This window comes from Ureaplasma miroungigenitalium, from assembly GCF_025780085.1.
Lineage (GTDB): Bacteria > Bacillota_I > Bacilli_A > Mycoplasmatales > Mycoplasmoidaceae > Ureaplasma > Ureaplasma miroungigenitalium.
Map to the genome: position 1 here is coordinate 256,613 of NZ_JAOXHL010000001.1, position 18,989 is coordinate 275,601.

Annotated in this window: 15 protein-coding genes and 10 tRNA genes; 2 read left to right on the forward strand and 23 right to left on the reverse strand. The window is 32.0% G+C overall.

Annotation, left to right across the window (positions count from 1 at the left end; genetic code table 4):
* Positions 1–134: 134 nt before the first annotated feature.
* Positions 135–884, reverse strand: coding sequence for a glycerol-3-phosphate 1-O-acyltransferase PlsY (plsY, locus tag OF376_RS00980; protein ID WP_263821683.1), 750 nt, complete (start codon positions 882–884; stop codon positions 135–137).
* A gap of 108 nt (positions 885–992) precedes the next feature.
* Here plsY and OF376_RS00985 point away from each other — a divergent pair, with 108 nt between their 5' ends.
* Positions 993–2,102 carry a DUF1600 domain-containing protein gene (locus OF376_RS00985; RefSeq protein ID WP_263821684.1) on the forward strand — a complete coding sequence of 370 codons (1,110 nt, stop codon included), beginning with the start codon at positions 993–995 and terminating at the stop codon, positions 2,100–2,102.
* A 44-nt stretch (positions 2,103–2,146) separates the two neighbouring features.
* Here the strand turns inward: OF376_RS00985 and OF376_RS00990 are convergent, their stop codons facing one another.
* The 6 genes from OF376_RS00990 to rpsP all read right to left on the reverse strand — a co-directional run bounded on the left by OF376_RS00990 (position 2,147) and on the right by rpsP (position 6,680).
* On the reverse strand, positions 2,147–3,523 hold the full coding sequence (locus OF376_RS00990) for a leucine-rich repeat domain-containing protein (protein WP_263821685.1): 1,377 nt from the start codon (positions 3,521–3,523) through the stop codon (positions 2,147–2,149).
* A gap of 105 nt (positions 3,524–3,628) precedes the next feature.
* Positions 3,629–3,702 (reverse strand) — tRNA-Gly (locus OF376_RS00995).
* 48 nt (positions 3,703–3,750) lie between these two features.
* Entirely contained in the window at positions 3,751–5,220 is a 1,470-nt protein-coding gene (locus OF376_RS01000) for a YitT family protein (protein ID WP_263821686.1), read from the reverse strand.
* 73 nt (positions 5,221–5,293) lie between these two features.
* Positions 5,294–5,662: a 50S ribosomal protein L19 gene (gene rplS / locus OF376_RS01005; RefSeq protein WP_263821687.1), complete on the reverse strand. Its 369-nt coding sequence runs from the start codon at positions 5,660–5,662 to the stop codon at positions 5,294–5,296.
* A gap of 10 nt (positions 5,663–5,672) precedes the next feature.
* Positions 5,673–6,365 (reverse strand): tRNA (guanosine(37)-N1)-methyltransferase TrmD, encoded by a 693-nt coding sequence (trmD, locus tag OF376_RS01010; protein ID WP_263821688.1) that lies wholly within the window; start codon positions 6,363–6,365, stop codon positions 5,673–5,675.
* A gap of 3 nt (positions 6,366–6,368) precedes the next feature.
* The gene (rpsP, locus tag OF376_RS01015) at positions 6,369–6,680 is read right to left on the reverse strand and encodes a 30S ribosomal protein S16 (RefSeq protein ID WP_263817725.1); all 312 of its coding nucleotides are present in this window, start codon (positions 6,678–6,680) and stop codon (positions 6,369–6,371) included.
* A 126-nt stretch (positions 6,681–6,806) separates the two neighbouring features.
* On the opposite strand from rpsP, the gene OF376_RS01020 reads away from it, so the two are divergent.
* Complete coding sequence (locus OF376_RS01020) at positions 6,807–7,319, forward strand: Holliday junction resolvase RecU (RefSeq protein WP_263821689.1); 513 nt, start codon at positions 6,807–6,809, stop codon at positions 7,317–7,319.
* Here OF376_RS01020 and OF376_RS01025 read toward each other — a convergent pair.
* From OF376_RS01025 to OF376_RS01100, 16 genes are all read right to left on the reverse strand, one after another.
* A complete protein-coding gene (locus OF376_RS01025) occupies positions 7,306–8,097 on the reverse strand; it encodes a hypothetical protein (RefSeq protein ID WP_263821690.1) in 792 nt (263 codons plus the stop codon). The two genes, OF376_RS01020 and OF376_RS01025, sit on opposite strands and share 14 nt — an antisense overlap.
* Entirely contained in the window at positions 8,072–9,817 is a 1,746-nt protein-coding gene (gene aspS, locus OF376_RS01030) for an aspartate--tRNA ligase (RefSeq protein ID WP_263821691.1), read from the reverse strand. The genes OF376_RS01025 and aspS overlap by 26 nt, the downstream gene beginning before the upstream one ends.
* Positions 9,807–11,096, reverse strand: coding sequence for a histidine--tRNA ligase (hisS, locus tag OF376_RS01035; RefSeq protein WP_263821692.1), 1,290 nt, complete (start codon positions 11,094–11,096; stop codon positions 9,807–9,809). The genes aspS and hisS overlap by 11 nt, the downstream gene beginning before the upstream one ends.
* Complete coding sequence (locus OF376_RS01040; RefSeq protein ID WP_263821693.1) at positions 11,097–12,692, reverse strand: CTP synthase; 1,596 nt, start codon at positions 12,690–12,692, stop codon at positions 11,097–11,099.
* Positions 12,692–14,845 (reverse strand): RelA/SpoT family protein, encoded by a 2,154-nt coding sequence (locus OF376_RS01045; RefSeq protein ID WP_263821694.1) that lies wholly within the window; start codon positions 14,843–14,845, stop codon positions 12,692–12,694. Before OF376_RS01045 ends, OF376_RS01040 begins: the two co-directional genes overlap by 1 nt.
* A 126-nt stretch (positions 14,846–14,971) precedes the next feature.
* Positions 14,972–15,047: transfer RNA gene (locus OF376_RS01050), tRNA-Phe, on the reverse strand.
* Position 15,048: 1 nt separating this feature from the next.
* A tRNA-Asp gene (locus tag OF376_RS01055) sits at positions 15,049–15,124 on the reverse strand.
* Positions 15,125–15,126: 2 nt separating this feature from the next.
* Positions 15,127–15,203 (reverse strand) — tRNA-Met (locus tag OF376_RS01060).
* A 35-nt stretch (positions 15,204–15,238) separates the two neighbouring features.
* Positions 15,239–15,331, reverse strand: a tRNA-Ser gene (locus OF376_RS01065).
* A gap of 55 nt (positions 15,332–15,386) precedes the next feature.
* Positions 15,387–15,464, reverse strand: a tRNA-Ile gene (locus tag OF376_RS01070).
* A 2-nt stretch (positions 15,465–15,466) separates the two neighbouring features.
* Positions 15,467–15,543: transfer RNA gene (locus OF376_RS01075), tRNA-Met, on the reverse strand.
* A gap of 4 nt (positions 15,544–15,547) precedes the next feature.
* Positions 15,548–15,624 (reverse strand) — tRNA-Pro (locus tag OF376_RS01080).
* A gap of 39 nt (positions 15,625–15,663) precedes the next feature.
* Positions 15,664–15,740, reverse strand: a tRNA-Arg gene (locus OF376_RS01085).
* A gap of 3 nt (positions 15,741–15,743) precedes the next feature.
* Positions 15,744–15,818: transfer RNA gene (locus tag OF376_RS01090), tRNA-Cys, on the reverse strand.
* A 121-nt stretch (positions 15,819–15,939) separates the two neighbouring features.
* Positions 15,940–16,743 (reverse strand): TIGR00282 family metallophosphoesterase, encoded by an 804-nt coding sequence (locus OF376_RS01095; protein WP_263821695.1) that lies wholly within the window; start codon positions 16,741–16,743, stop codon positions 15,940–15,942.
* 4 nt (positions 16,744–16,747) lie between these two features.
* Positions 16,748–18,988 (reverse strand): ATP-dependent helicase, encoded by a 2,241-nt coding sequence (locus OF376_RS01100; protein WP_263821696.1) that lies wholly within the window; start codon positions 18,986–18,988, stop codon positions 16,748–16,750.
* Position 18,989: the final 1 nt, after the last annotated feature.

Below are 18,989 nucleotides of genomic sequence, written 5' to 3' on the forward strand. Positions count from 1 at the left end.
TCCTGACTTTGTTATTTTAGAAAAACCAAAAGGTTATAGTATCAATCATGAATCAACAGAAAATAATAAACGACGATTTGAGATGTTAAGAAATCGTTGTGAATTTGAAAATTAGTAAATAAAAAAACGAATGTTTAAATGAATTTTTTAAAAATCATAAAACGATTCGTTTTTTCAATACCTAAGCGTAAGCGAATAATGTTGCTCTTGTGACAAATAATTAACAAACAAGCCGCTGGCACACTAAACAATAATAAGTAGCTAACGTTGATCATTGTTAAATGTAGGTCTGCAAAGTATGAAACAAAACACTCATTGTATAGTGGCGTATAGTTTATCCCAGGCACAATGATGAGTAAACTCGTAATGCCTGTACTAACCATGGCAGCTAAAGAAACATATTTCTTAACCCGCGCAACAATATAAAAAATAATGAAATATAAGACAGCGACGATAGGATTCATAATTAATAACCAGCCGAAGTACGTACTTACACCCTTGCCCCCTCGAAAATTAAAGTAAAGCGGATAGATGTGACCAATCATGCAAACTAATCCAGAGAAGTGCAATAATATATTTAAATGAAAGTCATTTCATGGATTAACCTGTGCATCATGCAATCCATAACGTAAAACACAATATGCCAACGCAATGACAACCATTGGTTTAATGGCATCAAACAAGAACACTAAGATTCCCATCTTCTTACCAAAAACCCGAGACATATTCGTGGCTCCTGCATTTTGGGAGTTAAATTTCCGAACATCTTTGTTTTTTCATCACAAACTAAAAACAAGACTGAAATTAAATGAACCAACTAAATAAGCTAAAATTGGGGCAATTAAGATCAAGAAAACATATGCAAAAACAATGTGAGAAATCATGATTATTCCTTATAATTTAATACTAAATATAATTATAAAGGAATACCTATGTTTATTTACCATAATGTCAAACAAAAGAGTTTAACCTCGGCTTCTTATAGTGTCAAAATGTTCAACTTAACATGGCTGAATAATTGATTTTTGATTTTAGGTGTTTGTTTTCTCAGTGTCTATTTAACTAGTGGATATGAGCGTGATAACATCGTCTATGATATTAATGTAATTAATCATGCACCCATCCAAAGTATTGGTGCTGTTGGCTTGTATTGTTTTTTATGATATGCCTGTTTAAATATTCTTAGCATTTTTTTCTTAGGACAATATCATTGTACGCGTCAAAAAACTTTTTGGTGTTTGTTAATTGGTTTTGTTTTAATTAACCCTTGAGTTTATGCTTATTGAGTCCGACAATTTAAAGGATATAAACTTTATTGAATCACAACCTTTTATTATTTGTTAGATAATTCGAATCGTATTCGTTTTAATATGAAAAACAAAAAGAGCATTATTGCCTTCGTTTATCTCATCATTAGTATCGGTTTCATCATCTTCTCGTGTTTTGATTATGTTCCAACGAATTTAGTCAAAGGAATTAATATTATTGATGAACATACGCCAATGCACATAATTTATACACATGATTTATGATTCAATAATTTACATTATTTCACCACCCAAGGTAATTGATTGTGTATCTGCATTGCCTTCTTTATTTTCTTAAATCCCACTGCCCGTTTTTTAGATCGTGGGTATTTAATGTTAGTTGGTTTAACTTATATTAGCATTATCAGTATTGTATGACTAATTGCCATTTTTCCATTTGCTCATCTGGGTAATAAATATTTATGAGTCAACTATTTAACTGGCTTCTATAACCATTTAGTAACACCATTGATGTTTCACATATTATGCTGATATATCTTTAAAACTCATAAAATAAGCATTCGATTAAATTACTTCCATGCATGAAAATTATTCATTGGTTACTTAATTTTATATACCTTATATGCTCTGATGGTTCCTTTAATTGGTAATGTGTCTGTTTACGGCTTAATCACCAATTTATGAAGCGTTGTCAATGGTCATTTAGTTTATCTGGCTTTCTTATTTATTTTTCTTTTATTTGCCAATTTAATTTATTTCATATTCTTCATCATTTTTTGTAAAACACAAAAGATTAAACTAAAAACAATTCTACGTATAGCAAAGAAAAAATAAACCTTTAACGGTTTATTTTTTTATTCTCAGTTGATTTTTTCGCTTTACTTATTGTTTGTTTCTTGTGCAGCTGCATGTTCGTGTTCATCTTCCTCTTTTGGTTCAGGGAAGGCTTTATTTTCTTGCACAATAGCTGTGAAAATCTCTCCTGTAATAACTGGTGGGAATGTTGCACCTTGGTATGATAATAAGTCGCAGTTTTCAAAAGCAAATTCACCAATTTTTTCTACCTTAGGTGCTGTGATTTTGTTTAGGCTAGCAACATTACTAAAGGCGTAGAAACCAATAATTTGAACTTTGGGTAAAACAACTGTTGTTATTTTCGTAGAACCCTTAAAAGCACTTGCTCCTAGTTCTAATAATTCAGGTAATTTAATATCTTTTAAAGCTGTATTGTTTTCAAAAGCTGAGGCATTAATTTTTGTTACCTTAGGTAATCGCACGTCATTTAAAGCCGTATTGTTTTTAAAAGCATTGTATCCTACTTCAATTACGTTGTCAAAATTAACAGTCGTTAATGTTTGATTGTTAATAAATGCTTCATTCGGTACAGCCTTTAATTGCTTCATAGCTACGCTCACAACATTGGCATTAGCAAAAGATTGCGGAGCCATTAATTCAACATTATCTAAAACCACATCACCAGAAGCTTCATATGCACTTAATAATGTGTTTTTGTAAACTACTAAGTTGTTAGTTGCCGCTTTCTTTAAGGCAGTAAAGAATGGTGTATCTTCAAATACATTTAATCCGATTGCTTGTAGATTAGCTGTTTCTAATGTTGTTAACTGTGTGGCGTGTGCAAAGGCTTGATCACCTAATACATTAGCCTTAACAGCTTGTAAATTAGTTAAGTTAGCAGTCTTGTAGAATGCATATCCTTGGATGTTTAAAACTGCTGGAAGAGTTAAATTAGTTAATCCCGTTTCACTGAATGCAAAACCTTCAACAGTTTCCACAGCATTGGCTGTCACAGATTTTAATTGGGTTGTTTTCATGAAAGCTGCATTCCCAATAACTGTGGCCTTGTTTAATTTAATATTTTCTAATCATGTTGCGTTGGCAAAAGCGTTATCAGCAACTGTTAGGACATTAGATAAAGTCAAACTTGCTAATTGTCGTAATTTAGCATCACTTTGGTTTGCATATCTCTTGAATGATGGTGATTCGCTTAAATCTCAGATGATTTCTTTATTGGTTGGGAAATCCTTCTTAATCTTTTTAATAAAGTATACATTGTTAATTAAATCATATTCAAAGTATGTATCTAGATTCGCTTTATTAATTATTAAGCTCTGTTCGTTTTGATCGTTTTCTTTAGGTTTATGACAACTAGTCGCGATAGCAGTAACACCCGCTACAACACCTAATAAACCTAAAGATGAAAACAATATTTTTTTATTTATATTCGTCTTTTTCATATATATTCCTTTTCTTAACACCATTTTAATGGTGTAAAATTTATTTTATCAAAAAAGCTACAAAGATAAAAAAAATAACGTCAGAGCGACGTTATTATAAGTTAATGGAGCAGATGACGGGAATCGAACCCGCGTCTCGACCTTGGCAAGGTTGCGTTCTACCATTGAACTACATCTGCGTTTACACCATAATATTATAACATAATATTTTTATGGTGTAAATGTATTTAGTTAAAATTACTTCTCCGTACAACCATTGATCCATCAATGTCAACAATAGGATAGATGACAATTAAACAATTAGTATCAACTTGTCTAATTAATTGAATAATTGATGGGAATTCAATATATAGACTAATAATTTCAAGCGACTGGTTCGTCTTATTGGAAATTAGATTACTAGAGTTAGTTACTGTAATCGAATTATTGAAATCGTGTTCATGAAGGATGCTGACAATTTTATCAACATTTTTCGATAAAATTTCTAGTTTTAATGATTTGTTCTTAGGGAAGTATATATTAACTATTATCCCTAAAATGATTGACACTAGAGTCGAAGCAACTAGGTTTGGTGAAAAGAAAATTTCCACATTAAAGAATTTTTTGTTAGCCAAGCAAGCTGGCACAAAAGACCCTAAAATAATTCCGATGAATAAAGTAAAAGCATTAAAGTAAGTTAAGATATTACCAATTGGTTTGCTTTTCTTTTTTGAATATCAGAAACTAATAATATCTGTACCACCACTTGTTCCCCCAACAATGTACACTAGGGAAATCAGAATGGCATCAAAAATGGCGTAAATAATTGCATAGACAAAAATCGATGGAATTTTTGATGCTTGATCAGGGTCGGTTCACGGTAAAACTTGTACCCTGTTATCAATTAATGGATGGAAGTAATATAATGGCTTAGCATTATCATATAAAAGGTTTAAGTATTCTTGTCTTGTTTCCAAGTTTTTAATTTCATTGATTTTAATATATAAATCATTGATTGGACGATCTGGTGTGATACTTGCCTCATTACTAATTGTTAGCAATTCTGGAGCTAATTTAATATCACTAATTTGGTGAGCCAAAATTCGGGGCGTAAAGAAATTGTCTACTTTTGGATAAGTAATTTTATTATCCCCAAAAATCATGATTTTATCCGTATTAGGAATAAAAGATAATAAAAGACCAAATACTTGTGTAGCGACTAAGTATAAAAGCGTCATTAATGTAAAATGTTTACCTAATTTTAAATAAGAAAAAATTAGCAATGGTACATTAATCAAAATCACTAGCAACCAGAATAAGACATTATATGAAATCTGGGCCTGGGTTACAAGCGATGGATTTAAATAAATAATCACTGTTTGAATTAACCGCGAAAAACCTTGTGATAAACCAGTTACTCCCGGCGAATAAATCCCTGTGTTTTGGACTAAAAATAAAGAAATCACAGAAGTTGTCATCGAGAGAATCAAAATGATCAGGTAGCGCACTCACAAACGTTTAGTTGTATATAAACTAGCAAACTTTAAAATACCAGCTTTAAATTTGATGGTTTCTGTTTGAGCATTTAATTGTTCTTGTTCAATGTATTCCTGATTAACTTGTTTCAAAAGATCATTAATTTTGCGATCAGTTTGAATGATCTTAATTCGTCTCTTGTGTTTTTTTCGATTTGTTTTATCAATTCCGTTCATGTTCATAACATTCTCCTGTGCATCAACATAAAAAAATAACAATAATATGAAAATCAAATTACTGTTATTATTTCTAAAATTATTTGTTTAGTTGTTTAATACGTGCTGATTTACCAGAACGTGAACGCATGTATGAGATATAAGCACGACGCACTTTACCATAACGCACAACTTCAATTTTTTCTACTAATGGAGAGTGGATGTTGAAGTTTAATTCAACTCCGATCCCGTTAGTTTCTTTACGAATAATAACTGTTTCATTAGCTTGTGAGCCACGGCGACGTAATACAACACCTTCGAATTTTTGAATTCTCGTTTTTTTACCTTCGACAATTCTGTTGTGAATAATAATTGTGTCCCCACTTGAAAAGTTCGGCACATCTTTTTTCATGCTTGATTGATTTACAGATGATAAGATTGCACCCTTATTAATTTTGAAAATACCCATTTTTTAACACCTACTTCTTTGTTATTGTTTGTATATATTTTTTATATAAATCTTTGCGATATCGCTTTGTTAATTCCTCTTGTTTTTGCTTACGATATTCGTTAATCATAGCGTGATGACCACTTAAAAGCACTTCGGGAACTTCGTGCTTTCGATATTTCTTTGGTCTAGTATAAACAGGATAATCTAATAAATAGTTATTAAAAGATTCATCCACTAAACTATCAGCGTTAATCACTCCATCGATTAAACGAATAACACTGTCTGCCATCATCATACAAACTAATTCGCCACCAGTTAAGATGAAATCGCCAATACTAATGTAAGAATCAACATAATATTTAATTCTCTCGTCAATACCTTCGTAATGCCCAGCAATAAAAATCAGATGTTCTTTTTTACTACTTCATTCAATTGCTTTTTTCTGATTAAAGACTTGTCCCCGTGGGGAAGTATAAACGACATAACTATTTGGAGTTCGTACAGATCGCAATGCCCGTACTACTACATCAATAGAAATAACCATTCCTGGTCCACCACCATACGGTGTGTCATCTACTCGTTGTCTTTTATCTTTGGAAAATTTACGAATATCAACAATTTCAACGCTAACTTTATTAGCATCAATCGCTCGTTTAATGATTGAGTGATTGCATCAAGTTTCAATGATTTCTGGAAACAAAGTTAAGAAAGAAATTTTCATAAACTACGCGTTTTTTTGTTTTTGCATTAATGCTTTACGTTTTTTGTTAGCATCTTTTTTTGCAATAAATTCTTTTCATACGCCTTGCGCAGAAAGCATTTGTTTTACAGTTTCAGATGGTTGAGCACCATTTTCTAAATGAAATAGTACACGATCGTTCTTTAAAACAACATCACCTGTAATTGGATTATAGTGTCCTAAATTTTCAATATAAGCACCATTTGCTTTAGCTTTAGCATCCATAACAACCACTCTAAAGTAAGGTTTTTTATGAGTACCAACTCTTGTTAATCTAATTTTTACCAATGTATTCACCTCTTTATTTTTAAAAGACTTAATAAATTATAATACATTTTTTTATTATATGTTAAGTTTTTTTACTTAACCCTGTTTTAAATAGTAAAAATTCATTGGGCAACGTTTATTAAGTTGGTGGTAGCTATGTGAGTTAAAAATAAAGGGATGTTCCTGGAAACGCTGATTAATCGTAGTTTACAACTCTTTACTCAGGAGTATTCAGGATTCTTTATTAAGCGTGATGTTAGTGTCAGCATTCGTAAAATTGAAAATAATCATGTATTGGGTACATTGAAAGCGAAATCGCAAGCCGACTATTATGGTTTTTATGATGGAAGTTATTATGACTTTGAAGTCAAACAAACAACTGATTCAACTTTTGATTTAAAACAAATCAAGGATCACCAATTGCAACATCTATTGTTAATTCACGAACAACGCGGTTATGCTTTTGTTATTATTGGCTTCTTATCTTTAAATAAATATTATGCAATTAGTATCTTCTTGTTATACCAACACTTTTTACAAAAGAAAGAAAAAAGAATCCATCATGAGTGATTGGATTCTTTTGGAATTTCTATGGAATTAATTTTTCCTGGACTTTTTAATTGATTAAGCTTATTAAAATCTTTAAAAAGACATATTACTTGGCTGTAGCATCAACATTATATAAAACATATAAAACATTAATATAAGCATTAGCCAAACTAATAATTCGTTGAGGATTGTTTTTGTTTATTTTTTCATAACAAACGCTCACCAAATAATTAAGGAAAAAATCTTCTAAACTAGCAAAATGTTGTTTGATGATTTGAATATTTTTGAAAATTAATGAGTCAAACATGTCCTCATCAATATAATTTAACGCCTTCCCAATTTTTAATAAGAAGATGTTTTCAATGATATTTTTAGTCATCATAAAGTGTACATTAACTCTGGTTTTTAAAAGATCCACCATTAAATAATCTAATTCAAAACCTTCAAAGTCTTTGTACCCTAATGTAGTATATCAGTCATACTCTTTTTGTAAGTCATAAATTAAAAACAAGCTAGCCACATCTAGGTCATTATTGAAATTATGGTTTTTGTGCAACAAATCTAAATAAGCTTCTTGGTCAGTTGTAATCTCAAAATATGATGATAAAAATGATTTAAGGGTGTTAGCAAATCATGGCTGATTCAGGTTTTGCTCATAAATATTACTTTGCAGATCAACAAATCCTTCGGCGATAAAGAAGACGTCAGCTAATTTGTTAACAGCTGTTATTTGTTCGTTTTTTTGTTTACCTTCAATTGGTATTTTTTGATCGTTGAACAATTTTTTTAAATTAGATGTTAACAAAACATATAGCTCATTAATGGCTTGAACATGTTCGTTATAATTACGAATTTTGGTTTCTATAAAAGCTTTATTTTTCAGGTTTTGGTTTAACATTTTGTACCCCTAAGTCCACTAATTCTTCATCACTCACAAAACTTGGTGCATGCATCATCATATCAACACCTTGATTGTTTTTCGGGAACACTACAACATCTTTAATCATTTCGCTATTGATTAAAATCATAATTAAACGATCTAAACCTAAAGCAATCCCGGCATGAGGAGGAACACCATAACTAAACGCTTCTAATAAGAATCCAAATTTCTGTTCAATTTCCTGAGCACTTAAATTAATAGAACTGAACATTCTTTTTTGCACATCTGGATTAATGATTCGCACTGATCCCCCACCTAATTCATACCCATTTAATACAATGTCATAACTTCTTCCTAAAGCATCTTTTTGGTTTGTATCAAAGTCATTAATGCATTGTTGTTGTGGTGCTGTAAAAGGGTGGTGTGCAGCCACATAACGATTTGTATCTTGATCGAATTCATATAAAGGTCAGTCAACGATTCATACAAACGCATATGACTGAGTGTTTTTTAAATTTAAAACGCTAGCTAGTTGAGTTCTAACAATTCCTAACGCCTCTGTAGCAATTTCATAGTTGTCAGCAACTAATAATAATGTACCTGAAGTTAATTGGTGTTTATCTAATAATTGTAAATATAATGAATGATCTTCTTTTAACTTTGCAAAAGAACCGTCAACAACTATTCCGTTTTCGATTCGCATTCAAATTAAACCTTTAGCTTGCTTATCTTTAGCGTATTTTTCTAAATCTTGGACTTGTTTTTTTGTTAATAATTCACCAGTGTAAAGATATCTAACAACCTTACCTTCACTAACAATGTTTTGTAGAATTTTTGAAGATGATTCAGCAAAAAGATTGTTTGTATCTCGAATTTTTAATTCATATCGTAAATCAGGTTTATCAGTTCCGTAATTGTGGAAGGCGTCAGCATAAGTCATACGTAGGAAAGGTGTTTTCAATTCGTAGTTTAGAGCTTCCGCAAACACACGTTTTAATAATACTTCAATTAAATCCTGAATGTCTTGTTCGTTAACAAAACTCATTTCTAAATCAACTTGTGTAAATTCTGGTTGTCGATCACTACGTAAATCTTCATCTCTAAAACATTTAGTAATTTGGAAATACTTTTCAAAACCAGCAACCATTAATAATTGTTTAAAAATTTGTGGTGATTGAGGAAGAGCATAAAATTTATGACTACGCGTTGGTACTAAAAAGTCACGCGCCCCTTCTGGAGTTGGTTTCCCTAAAATTGGTGTTTCTGTTTCAATGAAATCTAAGCTATGTAAAAACGAACGGATGATGTGTGCCACTTTTGAACGTAATTGAAATGTTTGCAGGTTTTTAGGGCGTCGCAAGTCTAAATAACGGTATGCAAATCGAACATCTTCGTTAGCATCGGTTTCGTTTTCGATAATTAAAGGTGGTGTTTTCGCTTTTGACAAAACTTCCACATGGTGGGCGTGCAATTCATAATTACCTGTTAAAAGGTCTGGGTTTTTTTGTTTACGAACTAATAGTTCCCCTGTGACATAAATCACATCTTCACGATTTAATTCATTTAGTTGTTTAAAAACCAGATCATCATGATGAGCGAAAATTTGAACTAGGGCATATCGATCACGAATGTCAACGAAAACAAGATTTCCTAGTTTACGAACTTTCTTAACTCAACCTTTTAGAGTGATTGTTTGTTGCAGATACGCATCGCTTATCTGGTTATTATTAATTTTCATTTTTTTCACCTTTTTTTATTTTTTCTAATATATCAATGTAAGACATTGTTGTTTGTTGTTTTGTTTGTTCATCTATTAATAAAATTTGTTGGTTATCGGCTCACTCTTTTTCAGCAAATAAAACAATGAAGCGTGGTTGAATTTTGTTTGCCTTTTTAAAGATTTTGTCAAATTTTAATGGTTCATAAGAAACATCAACTTTTAAATTATGCGTACGCATATTATTAGTTAAGCTGTGTGCAAATGTCGCTAATTCATTCTGTGTATATCCGATCATATAGTCATAATGATATTCTTTGGTTTCGTTTGATGATACATCTTTTAAAGCAATTAGTAAACGCTCAATCCCGCAACCAAAGCCAACACCATTATAATCTGGTCCATTTAGTTGACTTAATAATTTAGTATAACGCCCGCCGCCAATCATAGTCGATTGACCAACAAGACGTTCAGACAAACTAATAAATTCAAAAACAACGCCAGTATAATAATCTAAACCACGCACCAAATTTTCATTAATTTTGTACTTGATATTTTGCTTTTCAAGTGCGTTCAATAATGTTGCAAACTCTTCTTTTTCTTTTTCATCTAAAAAAGCGCTGATCTTCGGAGCGTTTTGTACGAAAGTTTTTTGGCTTTCAATTTTATCATCTAAAATGCGTAACGGATTTGTTTGCAGACGTTCGCGACTAATAACTTCTAGTTGGTCAATATATTGCGCAAAATAATCTTGTAGTGCCTTGATTCATAATGCTCTTTTTTCGGGTGTAGAAATATAGTTAATTTCTAAAACGAAATCTTTAATATTAATTGATGTTAAGACTTCATAGGCCATACAAATAACTTCAAAGTCTGTATAAATACTATCTGATCCCAATAATTCCACACCGAATTGGTGGAACATTCGTTGACGACCACTCTGCGGACGTTCGTAGCGGAAGCAAGGTTCAAAGTAGGCTAGTTTTAATGGTAATGGGTGTTGTAAAAGTCATTTGTTTTCAATCACAGCTCGTAAAACACCAGCTGTCCCTTCTGGACGCAAAGCAATCATACGATTACCCTTATCATTAAAAACATACATTTCTTTCGATACTAGATCAGAAGTTTCACCAGCTGAACGATTAAATAATTCATAATGTTCAAAGACGGGTGTTTTAACTTGTTCATATCCATAATTATCAGCGATTTTTAATAAATGGTTTTCCAAAGTCTTAAACAGCCGCATGTCATCTTTAAATAAATCCACAGTTCCGCGGATTTTATTGATAATTTGTTTCATTTATACTCCTTCTATACATACTTTTAATAAGGCACTAAAGTAGGGATTAACTTTAAATGGTCGTGTTGAGAATTCAGGATTAAAGCTGCAGGCAATCATGTATTTTTTATCCTTGTATTCTAAAACATCGATATTGTGATCTTCGTCTAAACCAGCGATAATCAAATCATCACAAAGAATTGCTTCTAGTTGTTCTTTATGAATAATTGTTCGTTGTAAATGACGCATATTGATTTTAGTTTTTTTAAAAAACTCATAGCTACGCGAATCTTTAGATAGATTTGTTAAATATGAACCGAATTTCACATTATTAGTTAAGTCAAAATAATCTTTTAAGTAAAGGACTGAATGTTCCTTATCAAATTTTGTTTGAGGAATTTCGTGTTTGATATTAGCTAAAAAGTCATACACAAAAATGTTCATACTGTTCCCGATAACTAAAGTGGGAATGTCGTTTAAACGAGCATGTTTTAATGCGCAAACACTACCTGTAAACCCATCTTCATTACCGACAAACGAAGGAATAATAATGGCATCTAATCCATCTAATTGTGCTGCTACATTAGCTTCTTCAATTGTTTTCGCCTGAATGAGAATTAACTCTAAATCAACACTATAGCTATATGCAGCAATATTTAAACTTTCAATAACTGATTTATACGCATCAGGTAACTCAATGTATTGACCAATAATAGCAATTTTTAGATGATGTAATTTCGCTGCAGTAATTTGGTTAGTAAAAGTATATCAATGGCTCAACGTAGCTGTTTTAACTTGCAATTTGAAATAATCTAAAATTGATTTGTGAATTTTTTGTTTAAACAACATGTTCGGTAATAAATAAACAGACGGAACATCTTGTGCTACAAAAATATTATCATGTGGAACTAAACAAGATCATGCTAATTTTTCAATTGTTTGTTTGTCTACTTCATGTGTTGATCGTAATAATAAAATATCAGGTTGGATACCTAATGATCGCAATGTGTGAACGCTGTGTTGAGTTGGCTTAGTTTTTAATTCCTTAACATTGTCAATGTAGATTAATGGCGAACAGTGTACACTCATTACATTTTCACGGCCATACTGGTGAATAAACTGAGTAATCGCTTCAATAAATGGTAAAGATTCAATATCCCCAATTGTTCCCCCAATTTCTACAATAACAAAGTCAACGTCTAAAGTCTCACTAACTTTACGCACATAAGATATAATGTGGTTAGTTACATGAGGTACTGTTTGTACAGTTACATTTTTAAATTTGTTATGACGTTCTTTATATGTAATTTCAGAGTAAATTTTCCCCGCACTAATTGATGCATATTCGTTTAAATCGATATCGATAAAACGTTCATATGTTCCCAGGTCTAAGTCCGCTTGCTTACCATCTTTTGTTACAAACACTTCACCGTGTTGGTATGGTGATAGATATGTTGGATCCACATTTAAATAAGGATCTAGTTTTTGCATAGCGACTTTAAAGCCTAATTCAACTAAAATTCGGCCAATACTACTCGCACTAACACCTTTCCCTAATGATGAATAAACTCCACCAGTAATAAATATATATTTTGTTTTTTGACTTTTTTGACTCATTAGATTAACTTCCATTCATACATAATATTTTTAATTCTAAACTCATCAATAATCACTTGTAAATGATTACTGTTTTTAACATAAATAATTAATTTTGTGTTGTGTGTTTTGTTAATTTTATGTTTATTGATAATAATGGTTGATAGGTTGGCACGATGCCTAATTAAAACTTGGGCAATGATGTTTCCAATTGATTCACTTCAATTTCCTTTTAGTTCAATTTGACATAAAAAATAACGTGGACGCTGTTTTAATTTCTCTTGCGATCAATCAACAACTAAGGTTTTTGCTCGTGTGTTTTTTACCTTTTTGCAATCAGAACGATGGATTTCCACTTTGTTGCGAATGAGTTTAGCTACACAATCAAAACCAGGCACTTTAGAACAACAAGGAGTCACTATTAACTCATTAAAATACAAGTTTTCTAAACCATCAAAATAAGAGTTTGCAATTAATCATTTTCATATTTTGGATTTAATAATATTAATGGCTTTTTTACTTGTTTGCTTATTATCACTAAAGACATTATATTTAACGTTATCGCTGATTTCAGCAATATTTGTTAGATCAATAAACGTCATGAAATCATGGATATTAAACTCATTTTGAATTCTTTCGCTAGCTTGTTGCAATGTAATAATTTTATCATCTAAATAAAAACTAGCATCCCGCATAAATTGTTCTTTGTTAGCTAATTTATGATCTTCTAAATCTGCTAATTTTGTTTTAATATATTTTTTAACAACTTCGTTATTCGCAGCCCGTAATCAAGATTGATTAACCACTTCACTAGTTTGTGAATAAACGATTTTAATAGTGTCTCCCGATTCTACATGAGCATCAAAATGGGCTCTTTCACCATTTAAATAAATGGCCATCACTTTAAAGAAATTTTTCTGGTCATATCGATAAGCTAAATCTAATAAGGTATGGGTATTTGTAATAGTGATCCATTCGTTTGAGTTCATGATTAAAACATCATAAATGGTTGCAGTGGTGATATTTTTAACTTGTTTGACATCCTTGATTTCATTATGAATAAAGTCACGCATCAGCAATGTCTTATCGATTGTATTAGAAATCATTTCCGGATTGTTTTCTTTATATTTTCAATGCGCAGCCAAACCATAGTTAGCAAATGTATTCATCTTTTCAGTTCTAATTTGAATTTCAAATAAAGTATTTTCAAATGAGATTGTTGTATGAATAGATTGGTATAGATTTCATTTGGGGTTAGATATATAATCCTTGAAAGTATTAATAATATAAGTAAAATTCATGTGGATTAAACCTAATGAATGATAGCATTGATGAATATCATCAACAATTAATCGTAAGGCATAAATGTCATGAATATTTTTAATTTCATAACCCTGAGTCATTTTTTTATAAGTAGAATAAATACCTTTAATTCGCGATTCTAATGTAGCAGTTGCGTTGTTGGCTTCAAGAATTTTAGCTAAACGTGAAGTAGCTTCATCTCATTTAACTTTATTGAGACTAATGATTTCATCTAGTGTGTTTTTGACTTTGTAGTAATTATCAGGATCTAAAACCGCAAACGACATATCCAATAAGTCAGTTTTAACTTTGTACATCCCTAATCGACCAGCAATATTGGCATAAATTTCTAATGTTTCTTTAGCAACTCGTCGACGTTTTTCTTCCCGCAAATACTCAATGGTTAACATATTGTGGTATCGGTCCGCTAATTTAATAATCATCGCTCGAATATCTTCGGTCATGCTCATAAAAACTTTAATTGAATAAACTTCTAAAGTTTTATCTTTATTGATTGTATTTCTTTGGTTACGTGCATAAATAGAAACTTTAGTGACGAACATCACTAATTTGCACACTTCTTCGCCAAATTCTTTTTTTAATTCTTCTTCTGAACAAGTTGTATCTTCAATTACATCATGTAACATTCCTGCTACTAAGGTTTTTTCATCCATTAACCACGAAGCTAAGGTCTTTACTGTTGTAATTGGATGGATAATAAATGGCTCGCCCGATTTACGTTGTTGGTCACCATGCATTTTATTAGCAAATTCAAAAGCATTTTGAACTTCCTTAATTGTATGCTCACTATATTCTTTTTCTTGCATTAGTTGAATTAACTCATGCATTTGTTGTTGTACTACATCTGTCATTTTATCACCTTAATTTATAATTATAAATTATTAGCGTAATTGATTAAAAAATACTTCTTAAAATAGCTAAAAAAAGATTAATAAACAAAATAAAAACTCCTATTACTAGGAGTTTAAAAATATTAATGGTGGTTTCGGACAGAATCGAACTGTCGACACACGGATCTTCAATCCGTTGCTCTACCGACTGAGCTACGAAACCATGGCGGTCCTGACGGGAGTCAAACCCGCGATCTCCTCTGTGACAGAGAGGCATGTTAATCACTACACCACAGAACCATTGGTTGCGGGAGATGGATTTGAACCACCGACCTCCAGATTATGAGCCTGACGAGCTACCAAACTGCTCTATCCCGCGATATGAAAACACATAAAGTGTTAGATTATTGTAAATGGCGGAGAAAGAGGGATTCGAACCCCCGCGCGGCTCACACCGCCTCTCAGTTTTCAAGACTGATCCCTTCAACCGGACTTGGGTATTTCTCCATATATACATCTATATATTATAACAAATATAAAGATGAATTTGCATTTAATTTAATGGTGCTTCTAACAGGACTTGAACCTGTAACCAACCGATTATGAGTCGGGGGCTCTAACCAAATTGAGCTATAGAAGCAATGGTGGCTGAACTGAGATTCGAACTCAGAACCTCCCGGGTATGAACCGAGCGCTCTAACCAATTGAGCTATCCAGCCAAAATGGTCGGGAAAACAGGATTCGAACCTGCGACCCCCTGGTCCCAAACCAGGTGCACTACCAAGCTGTGCTATTTCCCGATAAACAAGTTTATTATTAATAAACTAGTAATAATTTAATGGCGCACCCTAAAGGAGTCGAACCCATAACCTTCTGGTCCGTAGCCAGACGCTCTGTCCAATTGAGCTAAGGATGCATATGGAGGTGCCAGTCAGATTCGAACTGACGAATAAGGAGGTTGCAGCTCCTGACCTTACCACTTGGCTATGGCACCATTAATAATAATGCGCATACACCATTAACATATATGCTTTAAAACATACTAATATAGTATAACAAAACAATAAAATAATTGCAAGGATTATTTGATATATTTTTGCGAACGCATTAAAAAATTATTTTTTAGGTGGTTTTTGATAACGCACGATGGATTCAATATGAATTGGTTTCATCGTTTTTTCATCAATTTCAACAACAATCCCACAAAAAACATAAGGGTTGTTACTTGGTGTTAAAATGAAACGTTTGTTTGGATTACGAAAACGCTCGATGATTTCAGCAGGTTCAGCCCCAATTATACTATTACTTGGACCACACATTCCTAAATCGGTTTGAAAAGCAGTGTCCTCATAAATTCGCGCATCGTTTGTGGGTACGTGAGTATGTGTTCCATAAAGTATAGTAACTTTATTTTTAAAATCCAAAAATAAAGCATTTTTTTCACTAGTTGTTTCTGCGTGAAAATCAACAATATGGATATCACAATTATTTTTAGCAACAATTTCATCCAAACATAAAAAGGGATTAGATTGTAAACCTTTCATATCAATAGAAAGACCTAATAAATTGGTTACACGCACACGTAAGTTCTTAACTTGGAAAACTCTTGAACCATAACCAAATTCAGCGTATGGATGTGACAATTCAATGTTGGCTGGACGGATTAAATTATTTTTGGTTTTTAACATTTCAAAAATTTCATCTTGGTCTCAAGTATGATTACCCATTGTGAAAACGTCCACACCATATGACTGTAACTCTTCAAAATGGCGAAGATTTAAACCTTTTCCGTGAGTTGTATTTTCCGCATTTGCGATGACGAAGTCAACTCCGTACTCTTTTTTCATTATGGGGATTTCTTTTTGTAAAGATATTCGACCTTGCTTTGAAAAAACATCCCCTAACATTAGAATTTTCATAACGTTATTTTTCTTTTCTACTTAAACTTTTGATATTATAGCAAATACTCAAGACTTTTTTTGATTTATGAAAGTAAATATCTAAAAGATCATCGTTTTTTCCAACAACAACCCCTGATCCAAAAATCTTGTGTTCAACCTCGTCGTTAATGGCGTAATTGTTGTTGCCATCATGATAGTTTTGATCAACTATTTTTTGAGTTTGTGTAAAACGTGACAGTTGTTCTAATTCATCCATTTCGCCCCAACGCGCTTGCATTAAATTAGCCATTAAGTTTTCTTTTTTGGGTTTTTGCATGCTCAGATGCGGTGAAAGGTTTTCTAAATTATTGACACCTATCTCCTCAATAAATTGTGAGATTTGACCAGCGTATTCGTTTCTGAAAGAATTATTCAGTGAAGCTGTAATATATAATTCCTTCTTAGCACGCGTTAAAGCCACATAGCAAACTCTACGTTCTTCTTCAATACCATTCGCTTCAGCAATCGAATAAGAACTAGGGAAATCACCTTGGTTCATACGCATTAAAAAAACGTATTCAAACTCCAACCCTTTTGAAGTATGAACAGTCATTAAATTAATTGCATTATTTTTCAATTTTTTTGAATCATCATTTGTATATAAGGCAATGTCGTTTAAATAATCGTTCAGAGAGGCTCCAGGGATATTTTGTAAATAACGTTCTAAACCATTTCTTAGTTCCATAACGTTTTCTCACTTGTTATCTGCAGTATCTGGTTTAAGGTCTAAAAATTCTCTATAAGCAATTTTATCGATTAAATAATAGAAAGTGCTAACTAAGTCATGGTTTTCATTATAGTTTTGCATATCCAAGATTAGGTCATAAAAATTAATAAAACGATTCATTTGTTGGTCGTTCAAAGAATTGTTTTCACGAATATGACTTAAAGCTTCTGCTAATGTATATTTATGTTCTTTTGCAAAACGTTTTAAATTATCAAAAGCTTCGCCCCCAATTTTTCGACGAGGTTTATTAATAATACGAATTAATGCCAATTCGTCTCAGTTATTAATAACCTGGAAGTAGGCAAGAATGTCGCGAATTTCTTCCCGTTCAAAGAAGGTTCGAGAACCAAAAAGATTATAGATTATACCATTCTCAATCAAGGCCTGTTCAATTGCTCGTGACATTTGATTTGATCGAAACAGCACACAAATATTCTCTGGTTTAACACAGTGTTCATCAATTAAGAGACTAATTTTATCTACAATAAACTCAACTTCTTCATCAATGTTGTAACATGTTTTGAAAACCGGCTTTTTGTGCTGTCCAAAATAGGATTCTAACTCTTTTTTTAAACTCCGCGGATTAACGTTAATTAATTGATTAGCCGCATTTAAAATCTGTTGAGTTGATCGATAATTGATTTTTAATACAATGATTTCTGATGTAGGAAAGTCGTGTTGAAATTGTTCTAGAACTTTAGCCTTAGCCCCTCGAAAAGAATAAATCGTTTGATCGGGGTCACCAACGGCAAAAATATTTTGATGTTTTCGCGCTAATAAATAGGCTAATTGGTATTGAATTTCATTAGTATCCTGAAACTCATCCACCAGGACTGCGTCAAACCGGTTTTGTCATTTCTTCAAGACATCTTCAAAACGAGTAAAAATTTGGTAAGTTAAAATTAATAAATCATCGTAGTCAACATAACTAAAAGTGGCACACTTTTCAACAAATAAATTAAAAATTAATGTTAAATCTTTTTTAACTTGTCCTATTGAAGCGGCGTTATCTTTTCACTGAAACTTCTGGTTGATATATTCACCGTTACTTGATTTCATACTAGAAATGAAACTTAAAACTTTTTTATAAGGGTATTCTTTGTAATCAATTTTATGTTCTTCATAAATCAAGTGTAATAAATCAATAGCCGCTGCTGTGTCTAAAATACGAAAATTATTGTCGTAATCTAAAAGATGAACATCTTCTCGTAATACACGCACACAAAAACTATGAAATGTCCCTAGTTGAGCAATATTGACGTTAATCAGTTTCTGAACCCGTTCACGCATTTCCCGTGCAGCCTTATTTGTGAATGTAAATCCAAGAATACGGTCTGGTGAAATACCAAAATAATTTATCATGAAAGCCATACGAAGTGTTAGCACTTGGGTTTTTCCTGTACCAGCACCCGCGATTACTAATAAAGGTTTTTTATCAGCAACGACAGCTTGATGTTGTTCTTGATTTAAATTATTAATCGATTCTTGGATATGCATA